Origin of the sequence: Geitlerinema sp. PCC 9228 (assembly GCF_001870905.1) — a bacterium.
Taxonomy (GTDB): Bacteria; Cyanobacteriota; Cyanobacteriia; order Cyanobacteriales; family PCC-9228; genus PCC-9228.
In genome coordinates, this window is record NZ_LNDC01000136.1 from 13,162 (window position 1) to 30,782 (window position 17,621).

At 45.4% G+C, this 17,621-nt stretch carries 6 protein-coding genes; 3 read left to right on the top strand and 3 right to left on the bottom strand.

Features of this window, described 5'->3' with window-relative positions; genetic code table 11:
• Positions 1–4 precede the first annotated feature (4 nt).
• Positions 5–3,820, bottom strand: coding sequence for a pentapeptide repeat-containing protein (locus AS151_RS15040; protein WP_071517879.1), 3,816 nt, complete (start codon positions 3,818–3,820; stop codon positions 5–7).
• A 292-nt stretch (positions 3,821–4,112) separates the two neighbouring features.
• Positions 4,113–4,553: a hypothetical protein gene (locus AS151_RS15045; RefSeq protein WP_071517880.1), complete on the bottom strand. Its 441-nt coding sequence runs from the start codon at positions 4,551–4,553 to the stop codon at positions 4,113–4,115.
• A gap of 401 nt (positions 4,554–4,954) precedes the next feature.
• Between AS151_RS15045 and AS151_RS15055 the strand changes: the two genes are divergently transcribed.
• Complete coding sequence (locus tag AS151_RS15055) at positions 4,955–8,449, top strand: AAA-like domain-containing protein (RefSeq protein ID WP_071517882.1); 3,495 nt, start codon at positions 4,955–4,957, stop codon at positions 8,447–8,449.
• Between the two features lie 157 nt (positions 8,450–8,606).
• Positions 8,607–12,200, top strand: a complete 3,594-nt coding sequence (locus AS151_RS15060) for an AAA-like domain-containing protein (RefSeq protein ID WP_071517883.1) — start codon at positions 8,607–8,609, stop codon at positions 12,198–12,200.
• Between the two features lie 178 nt (positions 12,201–12,378).
• On the opposite strand, the gene AS151_RS15065 is transcribed toward AS151_RS15060, so the two are convergent.
• Entirely contained in the window at positions 12,379–13,023 is a 645-nt protein-coding gene (locus AS151_RS15065) for an HAD-IA family hydrolase (RefSeq protein WP_071517884.1), read from the bottom strand.
• A 492-nt stretch (positions 13,024–13,515) separates the two neighbouring features.
• Here AS151_RS15065 and metH point away from each other — a divergent pair, with 492 nt between their 5' ends.
• Positions 13,516–17,160, top strand: coding sequence for a methionine synthase (metH, locus tag AS151_RS15070; RefSeq protein WP_071517885.1), 3,645 nt, complete (start codon positions 13,516–13,518; stop codon positions 17,158–17,160).
• Positions 17,161–17,621: the final 461 nt, after the last annotated feature.

A 17,621-nucleotide genomic window follows, 5' to 3' on the forward strand; every position in this document is an offset into this window, starting at 1 on the left:
AAAACTAAGATGGGCATCCATCATTTCTAACCGTACCATCTGGCATGGTCGTATTGCAAAAAATTGCCCCTTCTAAATTGGCATTTGTTAGATCGGCATCTGTTAAATCGGCATTTGTTAAATTAGCCTCCGTCAAGTTGGCACCTGCGATACCGTTATTATCATTTATCATCTTAGAATCTGTTAAAATGGCATCTGTTAAATTGGCACCTGTTAAATCAGAATCCGTTAAATCGGCATCTGCTAAATTCGTATTTTCTAAATCAGAATTTATTAAAATGGCATCTGTTAAATTGGCACCTACTAAATTAGCATCTTTTAAATTGGCATTTTTAAAATTAGCACTTGTCAAATTGGCAAATGCTAAGGTGGCATCTTTTAAATCGGCATCGCTTAAATTGGCGTTCTGTAACTCGGCATTCTGCAAGTTTGTTTCATTACCAACTAACTTGGTACTACGTAAATTGGCATTGTTTAAAATTGCACGTTCTAGATTGGCATTGTTTAAGTTAGCCCCTTCCAGATCGGCCTTTTCTAGGTTAGCACCCTTTTTAAGATGCTCTGGTAGTGGTAGTAAGAACAACTGCTCGTCCAAGGCTTCATTACCCAATGTAAAACCTAATTGTGCTCCTTCTAAATCAGCTCCTGCTAAATTGGCATCAAACAACGTAGCTTGACTGAAATCAGCTGCTGTCAATGTAGCATTTTGAAAATTGGCACCCGTTAAGTCAGCACCACGGAGGTTTATTCCCTCTAAATTCATTCCTTCAGCGTGAATTCCCACCAAGCTTCCTTGTTTTTGGCGTAACTGTTCCAAAGCCAATCGTTGAACGCCAGGAATTCGTTCGGAATCGGGATGTACGTTTTCCCCAGCCCTATATAGTTGTTCTGGATTGAAATTTGGCTTGAGAATATTGTTCGCAAAAGTAACGACAGCTACTAAAATTGACAATCTTCCTAAATTTTCCAGCAAAGGAAAAATATCTAGCTCTTGCGTCCATTGATTGGCTTTTTCTATGCCAGGTTCAATTTTAAACCAAAGGATGTATTGCCACCAATACTGCTGCCGTTCCATCTGTCGTCTTTCGTGTTTGTAATGCTCAAACATTTGTCGATAAAGGTCGGCATCGATTTGATATTTTTCAGCAGCTTCATTGGCAAACCGATTGAGTCTATATTCTCGATTGACCCGGTTTCTAATCGAATCGATTGTGGCAAATTCATTTTTTATACTGGCAATATTATTGCGGATATCTGCAATTTCCGCAACGTCCTGAGCTCCCATAAAAAGTCCTTCAAAAACCCAGTTATCCAGTGCTTTCCCTTTTAGCGATACAGAAACTGGTTCTGTGGAAATGGTTTGGGGTTTTTCTAGATAAAGCCATTCACAAAAAGCACCTTCTAAACGGGTTTTTGAAGAGAGTTGTACATCCTGAATGTAAATTCCTGTTAAGTTGGCATCTCGAAGATCGGTTCCATGGAGTTTGCTCCCCACCAAGTTAACATTGGTTAGATTGGCTCCTCGTAAATCGGCGTGACAAAGGTTGCTTCCTGCAAAACTCGTGTTGGCTAGGTTATAGGTAAGAGAACTGCGCCAAAACTCTAGGGGATACAGCCAAGCTGCCAACCCATTGGTAGGGAAGCAAATCCAAAATTGTAGGGAACTGCGATGGAAGTGCAATCCCTTTGGCAAGGCTCTCAGACCATCTGCCAAATTGTCGGGAATGTTCCAATGACTCAGGCGAATCCCTTGCAAATCGAGATAGTCAAAGTTTTTTAGCTTGGGATCGAATATGACTGCACGAATAAATTTTTTAATAGATTTGGGTAGTCGGTGATACCGTTGTATGACTCGCCTGGCTCTGCGCGATTTTGGTCGTTGCAATCCTGTTGGTGTCGGTTTGGCTAGCAATTTGCGAATGCTAGGATAGCGCAGGTAGCTTTTACCAAAACGACAAGTTTCTAGTTTGGTTGCTCCGTACCAGCAGGCATGAGTTAAATCTGCTGTTTGAAAATTGGCATTTTGCAGTCTGGCAAAGGAAAAGTTTGCTGCTATTAAATTGGCTCCTTGAAATTCAGTAATGAAGGGTTTAAACAAATGGCAAAAGAAAACGCCGCGATCGCGAAGTAGGCGATAATTTTCACGATCTTGTATAGCTTGCCATCCCAAGTAAAGTCCTAGAAACGTTGCCAAAATAAGTGCCAACCACTCTATTAAAAAAGTTAGCCATTCAAATTCTGCATATGCAGCAAAATATAACACATACCCGGAGTTTAAAAAAATCAGTGTTATATTGGCAGAAGAAATACAATAAAATACTACCCTATTGGATAGAAAAGATTTTAATTCAAAAACCAAAGTTGCTGTCCAAGTAGACCACAAAATAAAGAGTATAATAGATGCGACTGAAATTGGTATTATATCAGCATCAACCAAATTCAAGTTATCGATATTTTGATAATTAAAGAATACAACCAATCCTAGAAACAGAATTGCTAGTTTGATAAACACTGTCATTAATAAATTTAAATTTGCCAAAATTTTAAAAATTCGTAATATAGCAAAAATAGCAATCGTCCAGACAACACCACTTATAACTGGCTGCTCGAAAGTAACGAGTAAAATCGCAAATCCTGTTATGAAAACTCCCAAAATAGATTCACTAATATTTTTAAGCAAACTTGTTGTCAAAAAATGAGCGCAACCAAGAACTGTTAAAATAATACAAGTCATAAAAGTTGCCTTTTGTTCTACTTGAGTAGAGTTTAAACTATTTAGTATAAAGTATGTAAATACTGTGGCCAAATAAATAGCACAAATACTAAATAAAGTAAGCAAAAAATATAAGTAAGCGATGACAAACCATCTAGCCCATTTGTAGTGAATTCCAGTTTGAATGTTGCGAAAATTTGTTTTCTGGCAGTTTGCTTGGTTAAAGTTTGTACTTTCAAGCCTGGCACCACAAAAATCTATATTTTCGATTTTTACTTTATAAAAACTTGTTTTAGATCTTGTAAAAACTAAAATAAAAATTGGTAGAAACACTAAACTAATTATTAAAACTACTTTTAGCAATCTGTCTCGAAAATAAGGGGCATAGAACATAAAATCCCAAAACTTTAAAGATATAAATAATAAAGATATTAATATTATTGTATAGATCGTAGTTAAGGGAATTTTTTGAAAAGCAAAACCTGTACCTATTTTACTGCCTGCAAAAGTGGAATCTCGCAAAACCGATTCTCGAAAATTGGTACCATAAATGCTGGTATCGCTAAAATTGCAATTTTGAAGAACAGATTCCCGAAAAATAGCTCGCTTGAGCGTGGCATTGCTCCAATCAATATTTTGTAGGTTTTTACATTCTGAAAAGGAGACACCATAGATTTTCGATTCGCAAAAATTGGTATCGTACAGCGATGCGTTATTGAATCGAACTCCTTTGCCTTTTAAAGTTGTTTGGTTGAAATTGGATGAGGTAATAGAGGCTTTTATAAAATCGGTTTCTTGAAAACGACTCCCTGTAAACGTCACTCGGTTGAGCGTCGCTTGCTGAAAAGTGGTGCCTTTTACCTTGGCTTGCTGAAAATTGATATCTTCTAAATTGGTTCCTCGAAACTTAACCCCGTTTAGGTTGGCTCCTTGGAAATTGACATTTTGGGACTGGCTGCCGCTAAAGTCAGCGTTTTGTAGGTTGCATCCTTCTAAGGACTGACTGACAACACGTATATTGCGAAAATCGCGATCGCCTTTACCATAGGCTGAAAGAATTTCCTGGGTATCGACCTCTCTAAGGTCTCTAGATGCAGACTCTGCCATCAATTTTCCTTTTATACAGAAAATGAACTGGTATGTTTGTTGTCTCTCAAGAACCAATCTCACGAAATAGTAGCTAGGATTATACCCGAAAAGCGATCGCTACGCCTGAAAACGATACAAATCGTTACAATAAAAACCGAGCAACAATGACGTTCCTCGGTTTTCAGTAGCATTGAGGCGAAAAAGCTACTTGGGGATAAAAGGAAAAAAAGAAAAAAGATTTCAACCAAGCGATCGATCGCCAAGGGAACATCCAGCTACAATAATCTAGCCATGCCAAGCGAAAAAAATATTAAGGACGTTCTTGCGTAATCTTAAGTTCGTAGGGATTTTGAAGGCTGCTTTCCACTTCACCCACATATACTTCGTATCGACCAGCCGACCAATACCCGGAATGTTCTGCATTTTCACCAGAAACCGGATCGGTTTGCGAACAATACCTAGCTTTGTTATCTGTATTGAGGGGACCTACCATCAACAGCGTTGGTTTGCCTTCTCCTTCCACATAGAAACGTAGGTAGGTAAAATCCTGCTGCAGGTTAATAATAAAATCTGGCTCTTCTCCATGGTATCCGCAATCTTGGCGATCGCCACCAGAAGTTTCCGTTAAGGTGAGGGGGTCAGAAAAATTAGCCGAAACATCTATCACTTCCTGAGCGCGTGCCGCCGCGCCTACGGTTAGCATAGCACCAACCAGGGTAGATGCAAGCAAACGGCGAGGTTGAAGTTTCACGATCGCATCCTCCGTACAATTTGATTACCAATCGTCTATTCTAGAGATCTATGACGGCTTTTCCCTACATAGGTTCCAATCACCACCGGTAGCCATCACCTCCAAGGTTCCGTTTGGCACCATATACTTAGTACATCTTCTCTAGGTATTATTATTTTATCTTGATATAATCGAAAGTATTATCTGGTATCAGCTGGGTCTATTATTCATCAAAATAAGCAAAAACAGCGATCGCCTTGCAATTTGGTTGTTTATTCCTGCAAAAGCAGCCATTAAAGTTGTTTTCGTTCCCTTCGAGTTTCTAGAGATTTTAACTATTGATACGAACAATATATTTTTACTTTCGCAATTCATTTTGGAAATAATTTTAACCAAAGGACTTATTTTCCGGGAAACCAACCATGCAAAACCTTTATCAAGTTGGCGGTAGTTTAGATAGCAACGCAGCCAGTTATGTCAAACGGCAAGCTGACGAGGACTTATACCAAGCCTTACAACGGGGAGAATTTTGCTATGTTTTAAACTGCCGCCAAATGGGAAAATCCTCCCTGCTAGTGCAAACGCGATCGCGCTTGGAAAAAGATGGCTTTCGCTGTGCCACCATAGACATGAGCCGTATCGGCAGCGAACGCATCGAACCCGAACAGTGGTACAAAAGCATTATCGCCGAACTGTGGCGAAGTTTCAACTTACTAGGAAAAATTTCCTTAAAAACCTGGTGGTCGGAAAACGAACATGCCTTCGCCATCGAACGCCTCAGCTACTTTATCGAAGATATCATTTTACCACAATTTCCCCAGGAAAACATAATTATTTTTATCGATGAAATCGATAGCATCCTGGGATTACCTTTTTCCGTAGATGATTTCTTTGCCTTTATCCGTTTTTGCTACAACCAACGCGCCAACAATCCCGAATACAAACGACTGACATTTGCCATTTTTGGGGTAGCTACCCCATCCGATTTAATTCGCGACAAACAACGGACTCCCTTCAACATTGGAACAGCCATTCAACTGGAAGGATTTACCTTTAACCATCAATTGCAAAAAGCTTTGCTACCGGGGTTAGTAGCGAAAAACAACAATCCAGAAACCCTCCTCAAAGAAATTTTAGCGTGGACCAGCGGTCAGCCATTTTTGACCCAAAAACTATGCCAACTGCTCGTCCAAACAACAGAAATAGAATACGAAGGCCAATTCAATATTTTACCAAAATCCAAATCTTTGGTCGTAGAACTGCTGGTTAAAACCCGCATTCTCAACAATTGGGAAGCGCAAGACGAACCAGAACATTTACGAACCATTCGCGATCGCTTGTTGTCCAAAGAAAACTATCAAGCAAGATTGCTATCTACCTACCAACAAATATTACAAGGCATTCCCATTCCCGCTGACGACTCCCAGGAACAAATGGAATTGCTTTTATCGGGATTAGTAGTCAAAAAACAGAGATACTTACAAGTCAAAAACCGCATCTACCAAGAAATTTTCAACTTAGAATGGGTAAAACGGCAGCTAGCGAACCTGCGTCCTTACTCGCAAAACTTACAAGCTTGGCTGGACTCGAACAAAACCGACCAATCGCGTTTGTTGCGGGGAAAAGCCTTGCGAGACGCACAAATCTGGTCCCAAGGCAAAAGTTTGAGCGATGTTGACTATCAATTTTTAGCCGCCAGCGAAGAATGCGATCGCGCCGAAGTCCAACAAGCCTTAGAAGCCGAAAAACTCTCCGAAGTTGAAGCCAGACTGGAACAAGAACGAAAAACCGCCAAATTGCAGCGTTGGTTGCTCTCCAGCGTCACCCTTGCCTTTGTCGCCGCATTAGGATTTGGTGGTTTTGCTTATTCGCAGTACAAACAAGCACAAGAAAACGAACGCAAAGCCAGAGTCCGGGAAATCGAAGCATTAGCCTCTTCAGCCACAGGCAACTTTGCTTCCGACCAACGCTTGCATGCTTTAATTCAAGCCATCAAAGCCAAGCATAACCTCCAGCAATTGGAAACCATCGACCCGCAAATTGCCGAAAAAGTTAACGTTGCCTTGCGAAAAACCGCTTACGGTGCCACAGAATACAATCGTTTGAGTGGCAACACCACCCGCGTTTGGGATATTGCCTTCAGTCCCAACAACCAGTTAATCGCCGCAGTCAGCCAAGACAACATCATTCGCATTTGGAACCGGAAAGGAGAACTGCGCCATACCATTACCAAAGCCGGCAACGAGTTACGCGCGATCGCCTTTCATCCCCATTCCCAAAAAATCGCGATCGGCAATAGCAGCGGTTGGGTGAGATTATCCAACCTCAAAGGCGAAGTTATCAAAGAATTTCAAGCCCATTCCCAAGAAATTTGGGACATTGACTTTCATCCCAAGGGGCATCTTTTGGTCACAGGCAGCAGCGACAACAAAGTAAAACTGTGGCAACTAGACGGAACCCACCAAAAAACCTTCTCCGGACACCAAAAACAAGTGAGGAAAATTACCTTCAGTCCCAACGGCAACCTCCTAGCCTCCGCCAGCAACGACAAAACAGTCAAACTTTGGTCCCTGCAAGAGGGTTTGCAAAAAACCTTTTCCTACCACGACGCCGAAGTCATCGCTTTAGCCTTTCATCCCAACGGTCAAAAACTGCTTAGCGGCGATAACGAGGGAGTCCTGAAACTGTACGACATTCACAGCCGGCAAGTCAAAACCATTGGCAAACACGACTCCAGTATTTTTGCCGTTGCTTTTGGCACCGATGGCGAGTTAATTGCCTCTGGCAGTTGGGACAAAACCGTACGTTTGTGGCGTCCCGACGGTCGTTTGTTGAGAACCTTTCGCGGACACGAAGCCGCCGTTAGCGACCTAACTTTCAGTCCCGACGGCAACACCTTGGTATCTGGTGCTTTCAACGGCGAAGTCAAACTTTGGCAATACAGCGCACCTTTTTTAAAATTGTTGCAAGGACACAGCAAGGAAGTTCGCAATACAGTTTTTCACCCCGACGGTCAAATGTTGGCATCGAGTAGTTGGACGGGAGAAGTGAATTTATGGGGAATTGATGGTTCTCTGTTGGCAACGCTACCCAAACAGAAAGCAGGGGTCATTGGTCTGGACTTCCATCCCCAAAAAGAGATTTTGGCAACGGGAAGTTGGGATGAAACCATTACCTTGTGGGATGTGGCAGATAGAACCAAGATAAGACAATTTCAAGCACATGCTTTGGGGGTGAATCAAATTGCTTTTCATCCCAATGGAAATCTACTGGTTTCTGTTGGCAACGATAATCAAGTCAAACTTTGGAATTTGGACGGTACCCTGCGGCGAACTGTGGCGAAGTTGCCAGAGTCAATCACAGCGGTTGCATTTCATCCGGATGGCGATTTCATTGCCGCTGGCAGTGAAGACCAAAAAGTGAGGGTATGGCGGCTGGATGGAACCTTGGTGAAGGTATTTTCCGGTCACGAAGGCGCTATTTGGGGGGTTGATTTTCATCCCAATGGTAAGAAAATAGTATCCGCCAGTACCGATGGAACGGCAAAAATTTGGGAAATCAACGGCGATGGGGTTACCACGCTAACAGGACATGACGGCATTGTAGACCAAGTTGCCTTTCACCCCAACGGCGAAATGGTTGCCTCTGCCAGTTGGGATGGCACCCTTAAATTATGGCAAACCGACGGCAGGGAAATCAAAACCCTGGACAGACACACCGAATCCGTCCGAACTCTAGCATTTAGTCCCGAGGGTCGTTGGTTGGCTTCCGGCGGTGACAACAGCAGGGTGTTCCTTTGGGATATGAATCGGGTGTTAAAATTAAATGAGTTTGCTTATGCTTGTCAATTGGCGCGGGATTACTTGCAAACCAATCCCCAGGTGAAACCGCGCGATCGCAACTTGTGCAATTCTTAATCTATCGAAACAACTGGTAAAGTTGCCGTTGCCAGTTGGGGAAATGCATACAAAAAATTCATTTTTTGGTTGAAAATTGGGAAATTTGTGCATTTATAACTCAGTAACGACCTATGGCCAATTGAGATACATCTAGAGAATCTCCCTTTCTAAATTTATGACTGTTTATCAAGTTGGCGGTAGCCTGGCTAGTAATGCTCCTAGTTACGTAGAAAGACATGCAGATACTTACTTGTACGAAGGTCTCAAACAAGGCCAATTTTGCTATGTCTTTAACTCCCGTCAGATGGGAAAATCATCCCTGTTGGTTAGAACTTACCATCGCTTGCAAGAATCGGGATTTCGATGCAGTACCATAGACATGACTCGTTTGGGAAACGAAAATATCACCCCTTCCCAGTGGTACAAAGGAATTGCAGCAGAACTGTGGCGTGGATTTGACCTGCTAGGAACCATCAATTTAAAAACTTGGTGGCAGCAGTTGGAAGACATGTCTCTGGTCCATCGACTGAGTGCTTTTGTGGAAGAAATTCTACAGCAGTATCCCCAGGAAAATATTTGTATTTTTATCGATGAAATTGATAGTATTCTGAGCTTACCTTTTTCTATTGATGATTTTTTTGCTTTTATTCGTTTTTGTTACAACCAACGTGCCAATTCGGCTGAATATCAGCGGTTAACCTTTGCTTTGTTTGGTGTCGCCACCCCTTCCGATTTGATTCAAGACAAGCAAAGAACGCCTTTTAACATCGGTACGGCAATTGAGTTGGGAGGATTTCACCTTGACGAAGCGCAACCTTTGTGTTGTGGATTTCTAGAAACAGCCGAACGTCCTCAAGTGGTGTTACAAGAGATTTTACATTGGACTGGGGGACAACCTTTTCTAACTCAAAAATTATGCTATTTGGTGCTGCAAGCGTTGCAGGCTTCTCCCAGTCAAGAATCCTATATTACTAAAAATCGAGAATCGTTTTGGGTGGGATTGGTAGCAAGAACCAAAATTATCCATCGTTGGGAATCGCAAGACGAACCGGAACATCTGAGAACCATACGAGACCGGTTGCTTTACAACGAAAAATATGCCGCTAGACTGCTGGGAATTTATCAAAGAATTTTGCAAGGGGAAACGGTGGTGGCGGACGATTCTCAGGAACAAACCGAACTGATGCTATCGGGTTTGGTGGTTCGAGATGGCGGCATTTTGCAAGTGAAAAATCGTATTTATGCTGAAGTGTTTAATGTAGATTGGGTAAAACAGCAGCTATCCCAACTACGTCCTTACTCGCAAGCGTTGAAAGCCTGGGTTGCCTCTAACTTTACAGATACGTCGCGCTTGCTGCAGGGAAAAGCCTTGCGAGATGCTCAAAGATGGGCGCATGGCAAGAGTCTCAGCGATTTGGACTATCAGTTTTTGGCTGCTAGCCAGCAGCACGATCGCGCCACGGTACAGCAGGCTCTGGAAGCGGCACGCGCTCAAGAGGTAGAAGCGAGACTGACGCAAGAAAAAAGAAGTGCTCGTTTGCAACGACTGTTATTGATTGCCGTTAGTTTTGCGTTAGTTATCTCTTCTAGTTTGGGAGCTTTCGCGTTTCACATGTATCGCAACGCTCGTCAAGAAACGCGGAGGGCGAAAATTAACGAGATTAAAGCGATCGCGACTTCTGCCGAATCCTTATTTGCATCCCAATACAATCTCCAAGCTCTGAAAGAAGCTATTAAAGCGACCAGACGTGTACGACAAATGGATAATATTGAAAAGTTCAATCCCGAGTTGCAGAGGCAAGTGCGACAGGTACTACGGAAAACGGCTTATCAAGTACGTGCCTACAATACCTTGACCGGTCATGATGGGACGGTCTACGAAGTATTGTTTTCTCCAGACGGCGATGCGATCGCTTCTGCCAGTTGGGATGGTACCATCAAGCTATGGAAACCGGATGGCACCCTCATTACTACCCTGCGAGGACACGAAAAAGGGATTTTTGGCATTGAATTTAGTCGCGACGGTCGGTACCTAGCCTCTGCCAGCGATGACAACACTGTCAAGCTCTGGAAAATGAACCGTTCGGATGGTGACATTCAATCGGCAACTTTGGTGAGAACGTTTCGAGGACATGAAGACAGCGTTCACGAAGTGACCTTTAGTCCCGATGGCAACATTATCGTTTCCGGTAGCAACGACCATACCATCAAAATTTGGAAACGGGATGGTAAGCTTATAAAAACCATTCCCGCACATGAAAAATCAATATTTGGTTTGGATTTTCATCCCAACGGCAAAATATTTGCCTCTGGCAGTTGGGACAATACCATTAAAATTTGGAGACGCGATGGCACGCTTTTACAAACCATTGACCAACATCAAACTGATGTGAATGAAATTGCTTTTCATCCCAGTGGCAAGTTTTTAGCTTCCGCCAGCGACGATAAAACGATTAAATTTTGGACTCTGAATGGCAGGGAGATCGCAACTCTTCGCGGCCATCAAAACGATGTGAATCGATTGGCTTTTGACAAACAAGGACAGATTTTAGCAAGTTCTTCCGATGACGGTACGGTGAAAATCTGGGATCTGACAAAAATTCAAAATTTCGATCGTTTCCCATATAAAGATAACTGGGATATTACTCCGGTCAATACATTTCGGGGACCGAAAAGTGCCGTATGGGGAATTGATATTAGTCCCAACAATCGCTTGATTGTATCTACTGGAGCTGATTTTACGGTGAATTTGTGGCGTCGCGAAGAAAATTTGCTCACTCGGCTTTCAGAACATCAAGACCAAGTAACAGCGGTGGCTTTGAGTTCGGTGCGTTCTAACTTAATCGTAACCGGAACCCAAAATGGTGTCATCAAATTTTGGCATCGCGATGGGAAGTTATTACGTACGATTGATGCCCATGAAGAATTGATTTTGGGAATTACGTTCGGTCCCGACGGTCAATCCCTCGCTTCCACGAGTTGGGATGGAACGGCGACTTTGTGGAATTTGGATGGTAGCAAACAATTGACACTCAAAGACCATGATGGTGGTATCAATCAATTATCGTTTTCGACTGATGGAAAGCTGATGGCAACCGGTAGCGATGACGATACTATCAAGTTGTGGCGGCGAGATGGTACGCTGTTGAAAACGCTCACCAGACATGAAGAGGATGTGAATAGTGTGGTGTTTTCTCCCGATGGGGAATTTATAGCTTCTGCTAGTCGCGATCGCACTATCAAGCTGTGGACGCGAAAAGGGAAGTTTTTAAGAAGGTTGGGTACCCATGAAGATACCATTTATGCGGTGGCGTTCGGTCCCGATGGGGAATTGTTGGCTTCTGCTGGTCGCGATCGCGTGGTAAAAATCTGGAAACCCAATGGTAAATTGGTAGCAACTTTAAAAGGACACACCGACCGAGTGCGAGATGTGGCTTTTACTCCCGACGGTCGGTTTATTATATCGGCTAGTTGGGACAATTCCTTGCGAATTTGGCGGCGAAATGGTTCTTTTGTTACGGCTTTGCGAGGGCATCGCGATGGCGTTAGTCAGCTGGCAATCTCCCAAGATGGCAAAACGCTGGTTTCGGCTGGAGGTGGCGACCAAGTAGCGATTGTCTGGCAGTTGGATCGAGTGTTGGATTTCGATCGCTTGTTAAACTATAGCTGCGATTGGATACGCAATTATTTGAAAACCAATGCGGAAGTTCCCGAAAGCGACAGGAATTTGTGTGAGGGGTTGGGGGCTCATCCCACATCCGATACGTAAAAACCACATTTTAAGGGGGAGGAGTGGGAGGAGTGGGAGGAGTGGGAGGAGTGGGAGGAGTGGGAGGAGTGGGAGGAGTGGGAGGAGGGGGAGGAAGACGATAGGAAGTATTCCTTGGGGGATTTTTCGGGTCTTTACAGTGCGGATTTGGGATGAAAAGTGCCTGTGACTTTTTCCTCTAATCTCGCTGAATTCTCACCGCACGCATTCCTACTGCCTTGGCACCTTCGATGTCTTCCGACCAGCTATCTCCCACATGCCAAGCGGCTGCCGGGTCGCACTCGTGCTTTTTTAGGGCTTTTTGGAAAATGGTAGCCTCTGGTTTGGCAGCACCAACTTCTGAGGAAATGGTGACCGATTGGAAAAAATCTCCTAACTTTAATTCTTGCAATACATTGTGCAGGCGAGAATCAAAATTACTAATCACACCCAATTCAATTTCCATATCTTGCCAGCGTTGGAGCGATCGCGGTACATCATCGTATACCACCCAGGGTTCGCCACTAGCAAAATGGGCGTATAACTCCGCAAAAAACGTCGAAAAATCGCTAAAACGTTCCAACCCCCCCGCCTGTTGAAACGTTTGTGCCACAATGGCTCGCCACCATTCATATTCGCGCCTGCGAATTTCCCGGGTACTGGCCCCAGGAAACGCCAGGGGGTCAGCCGCCTTAAAACTCTTGTAAAACGCTTGATTGATAACACTGGGACTCAAATCAACCCCATAATCCCGTGCCAAACGCGCGTAAACGTCTCCCACGCTTGGCTGTACGCCAAACAGCGTACCCACCGCATCCAGGAAAATAGCTTTTGGTTTTTCCATAAGCAACCACGCAAGAATTTAAATTTCTTTTAAGTATCTGAGAACAAGTGGGGAGCTCGGGAGTATGGAAAACCGGCACGGTCCGCTCTTTTCCAATTTACCCAATACGGCCAAATCCTGCTAGTATGCGATCGCAACTGGCCAGCAATCGGATTTTCCAAAAATCGCAATCTTTTGTAATCTATACAATAAATATAATGTAACAATTATAACCAGTCGTTGGCTAAATTCATTCACAAAGTGCAGGTATGGCGTCCCTAGCCAGACAAAGCAAACATATCTGCCATATTTGCGACCAAACAACAGAAATATCTTCTAGGGGGAGCCATCCTTAGAATTCCCCACCACCAGTAACCCCCGGTTGGGGAAGCAACCATGGCTATACTGTAGGAACGAATTCCTACCTTTGGCAGCATCCCCAAAAACCAGGAACAGCCCTCGCGGCGATTCCCAGGGAACTTGCCAAAACATTGCAGAATTTTGGAAGGCTATATGAACAGTCCTTTTCTCGAAAGACTCCACAGTCCCGAACGTCCCGTCATCGTCTTCGACGGTGGCATGGGAACTAGCTTGCAAGCACAAGAACTTACCGCGGAAGACTTTGGAGAACCAAAATACGAAGGGTGCAACGAATATCTCGTTCGTAGCAACCCCAAACCCGTCGAAAACGTCCACCGTTCCTTCCTAGAAGCCGGTGCCGACGTCATCGAAACCGACTCCTTCGGCAGCAGCTACATCGTTCTCGCCGAATACGACCTATCGGACCAATCCTACGAACTCAGCAAAGAATCCGCCGAACTAGCCAAACGCATCGCTGACGAATATTCCACCCCGGAAAAACCCCGTTTTGTCGCGGGTTCCATGGGACCGGGAACCAAACTCGCCACCCTAGGACACATCGACTACGACACCATCGAAGACGCCTTCACCATTCAAGCGAGGGGTCTGTTCGACGGCGGTGCCGACCTGTTCTTGCTGGAAACCTGCCAAGACGTACTGCAGGTCAAAGCCGCCCTCAACGCCATTGAAACCGTCTTCAAAGAAAAAGGCGAACGGCGACCCATCATGGTATCGGTCACCATGGAAACCACCGGCACCATGCTGGTCGGCAGCGACATTAGCGCCGTGGTCTCCATCCTGGAACCCTATCCCATCGACATCTTGGGACTGAACTGCGCCACCGGACCCGACCTGATGAAAGACCACATCCGCTACCTGTCGGAAACCTCGCCCTTCGTCATCTCCTGTATTCCCAACGCCGGTTTGCCAGAAAACGTTGGCGGTCAGGCTCATTACAAACTGACCCCCACGGAACTGCGGATGGCATTAATGCACTTTATCGAAGACCTCGGCGTTCAGGTAATCGGCGGGTGTTGCGGAACCCGTCCCGATCACATCGAACAGCTAGCCGACATTGCCAAAACCCTCAAACCCAAAGAACGTCCGGTGCGGGTCCGTACCAGTACCGAGGAATATCCCCCTCGGGAAATTTTCAACTACGAACCTTCCGCCGCCTCCATTTACACCAGCGAACCCTACAAACAGGACAACTCCTTCCTGATTATCGGCGAACGTCTCAACGCCAGCGGTTCCAAAAAATGCCGGGACATGCTGGACGCCGAAGACTGGGATGGTCTAGTCTCCCTCGCCAAATCCCAGGTAAAAGAAGGGGCCCACGTACTGGACGTGAACGTAGACTACGTGGGTCGCGATGGGGTCCGCGACATGCACGAGGTGGTCTCTCGCTTGGTGAACAACGTCACCTTGCCCCTGATGCTAGACTCCACCGACTGGCAGAAAATGGAAGCTGGCTTAAAAGTGGCCGGCGGTAAATCCCTGCTGAACTCCACCAACTACGAAGACGGGGAAGAACGCTTCCTACAAATTCTGGATCTAGCGAAAAAATACGGCGCTGGCATTATTATCGGTACCATCGACGAAGATGGCATGGCCCGTACCGCCGAGAAAAAATTTGAAATTGCCCAGCGAGCTTACCGTCAAGCGGTAGAATACGGCGTTCCTGCCCACGAAATCTTCTTCGACCCGTTAGCGTTGCCCATTTCCACCGGTATTTCCGAAGACCGGAGCAACGGGAAAGCTACCATCGAAGCCATTCGTCTCATTCGGGAAAATCTCCCTGGCTGTCACATTACCCTGGGGGTTTCCAACATCTCCTTTGGTTTAAATCCGGCAGCACGTCAGGTACTTAACTCTGTCATGCTGCACGAAGCCATGAGCGTGGGATTGGACAGTGCTATTGTCAGTGCCAGCAAGATCCTACCTCTGGCTAAAATTGAGGAAGAACATCAAGAAGTCTGCCGCGATCTAATTTACGACCGGCGGCAGTTTGACGGGGATATTTGTACCTACGACCCCCTCACCAAACTGACAGAACTCTTCCAAGGCAAAACTGCCGCGAAGAAAACCAGCAACGATGAAAATCTTCCCATCGAAGAGCGTCTCAAACGCCACATCATCGATGGGGAACGCCTGGGGTTGGAAGATGTGCTGACAAAAGCCATGGAAACCTATCCACCCCTAGACATTGTCAACAACTTCCTGCTCGATGGCATGAAAGTCGTCGGCGAACTGTTTGGTTCCGGACAGATGCAGTTGCCTTTTGTGCTGCAGTCGGCGGAAACCATGAAGGCTGCCGTGGCGTTTTTGGAACCCTACATGGAGAAAAACGAAGCCGGCGACAATGCCAAAGGTACGTTTGTCATTGCCACAGTGAAAGGGGACGTTCACGATATTGGCAAAAATTTGGTGGATATTATCCTTTCCAACAATGGCTATCGGGTGGTGAACTTGGGCATCAAACAGCCAGTGGAAAATATTATCCAAGCTTATCGGGAACACAACGCCGACTGCATCGCCATGAGCGGTCTGTTGGTAAAATCCACGGCGTTTATGAAAGAAAACCTGGAAATTTTCAACCAGGAAGGTATTACCGTTCCCGTGATTTTGGGGGGTGCGGCTTTGACGCCGAAGTTTGTCCACGGTGACTGTCAGGAGACTTATAAAGGAAAAGTCATCTATGGTAAAGATGCGTTTGCTGATTTGCACTTTATGGACAAGCTGATGCCGGCGAAGGCTGCCGACCAATGGGACGATTTTCAAGGCTTCCTGGGTGAGTTCAGCGAAGGTGACAGCAGTAATGGTGATGGTGCCGCTGCTGCCACGAAAGAAAAATCGGCAGAAACTGCCGAGACGGGAGATAGCAACAACGGCAAATCTAAATCCAAGTCCAAGCAGCAGGAAACTACCCCAGCACAACCGCAAGAGGTGGATACCCGCCGTTCGGAAGCGGTGGATCCAGATATCGAACGACCCACACCGCCTTTCTGGGGAACGAAGTTGCTGCAGCCGGAGGATATGCCGCTGGATGAGGTGTTCTGGTATTTGGATTTGCAGGCTTTGTTTGTGGGACAGTGGCAGTTCCGCAAAGCGAAGGGACAATCTCGGGAAGAATACGACCAGTTCCTCGAAGAGACGGTGCATCCAATTTTAGAGCACTGGAAAAAGCGGATTGTGGAGGAAAATCTGCTGCACCCGCAAGCGATTTACGGCTATTTCCCCTGTCAGTCGGAGGGCAATACGCTGTATCTTTACGACCCGCAGGACCCCCAAGCGAAGAAAGAAATTGCTAAGTTTGAGTTTCCCCGACAAAAATCTATGCGGCGTCTGTGTATTGCGGATTTCTTCGCTTCTAAGGATTCTGGCATTATCGATGTGTTCCCTATGCAGGCGGTAACGGTTGGGGAAGTAGCGACGGAATTTGCTCAGAAGCTGTTTGAAAGCGACTGCTATACGGATTATCTATATTTCCACGGTATGGCGGTGCAAACGGCGGAAGCGATGTCGGAATGGGTCCACGCGAAAATCCGCCAGGAACTTGGTTTCGCGGATGAGGAACCCCAGACGGTTCGCGATGTGTTGCAGCAACGCTATCGCGGTTCCCGTTACAGCTTTGGCTACCCTGCCTGTCCGAATATGCAGGACCAGTACACGCAACTGGAGTTGTTACAAAGCGATCGCATTGGAATGTATATGGATGAAAGCGAACAGCTTTATCCAGAACAGTCTACAACAGCGATCGTAACTTACCACCCGGTGGCGAAATACTTTAGTGCCTAGAAAAATAATTGGGCTTTGAGTTGGCTTTCCCCCAGTTTGGCTGGGGGATTTTTTTGGTAGACGCTCCCATTTCCTGAATAGTCTGCAAGAGATAATGGGAGCGTTTTTGTAGGGGTGCCAGGCGTGATACCAAATCCGATTCTCTCAACCACAAACGTAACCCGAACCATCCCCCTTTACAAGTGGGACTACAGGGGATTCTAACCCGGTTTTCTTATCGGGTCTTGCCAGGACGGATTTGGTATGAGAACCCCTACCAGAGAAATCGGGGAATCCTAAAAAATCATTGTTTTTCAGAAATGGGATTCTACCAAATCCGACATGGAAAAACCACAATTTTTTGGTAGTGGGGGGAGGCACGGGGGCGCTACCCCTATGCTTCGGCAGGCTCAGCACAAGCATTTTTGTGGGTTTATGTACATCAGACTTGGTATAAGAGATAATCGGGGTGCTTTTGTAGG

Excerpts from the sequence above, each read along its gene's own strand:
- AS151_RS15040 (WP_071517879.1), bottom strand. The coding sequence starts at position 3,820 with ATGGCAGAGTCTGCATCTAGAGACCTTAGAGAGGTCGATACCCAGGAA.
- AS151_RS15055 (WP_071517882.1), top strand. The coding sequence starts at position 4,955 with ATGCAAAACCTTTATCAAGTTGGCGGTAGTTTAGATAGCAACGCAGCC.
- AS151_RS15060 (WP_071517883.1), top strand. The coding sequence starts at position 8,607 with ATGACTGTTTATCAAGTTGGCGGTAGCCTGGCTAGTAATGCTCCTAGT.
- AS151_RS15065 (WP_071517884.1), bottom strand. The coding sequence starts at position 13,023 with ATGGAAAAACCAAAAGCTATTTTCCTGGATGCGGTGGGTACGCTGTTT.
- metH (WP_071517885.1), top strand. The coding sequence starts at position 13,516 with ATGAACAGTCCTTTTCTCGAAAGACTCCACAGTCCCGAACGTCCCGTC.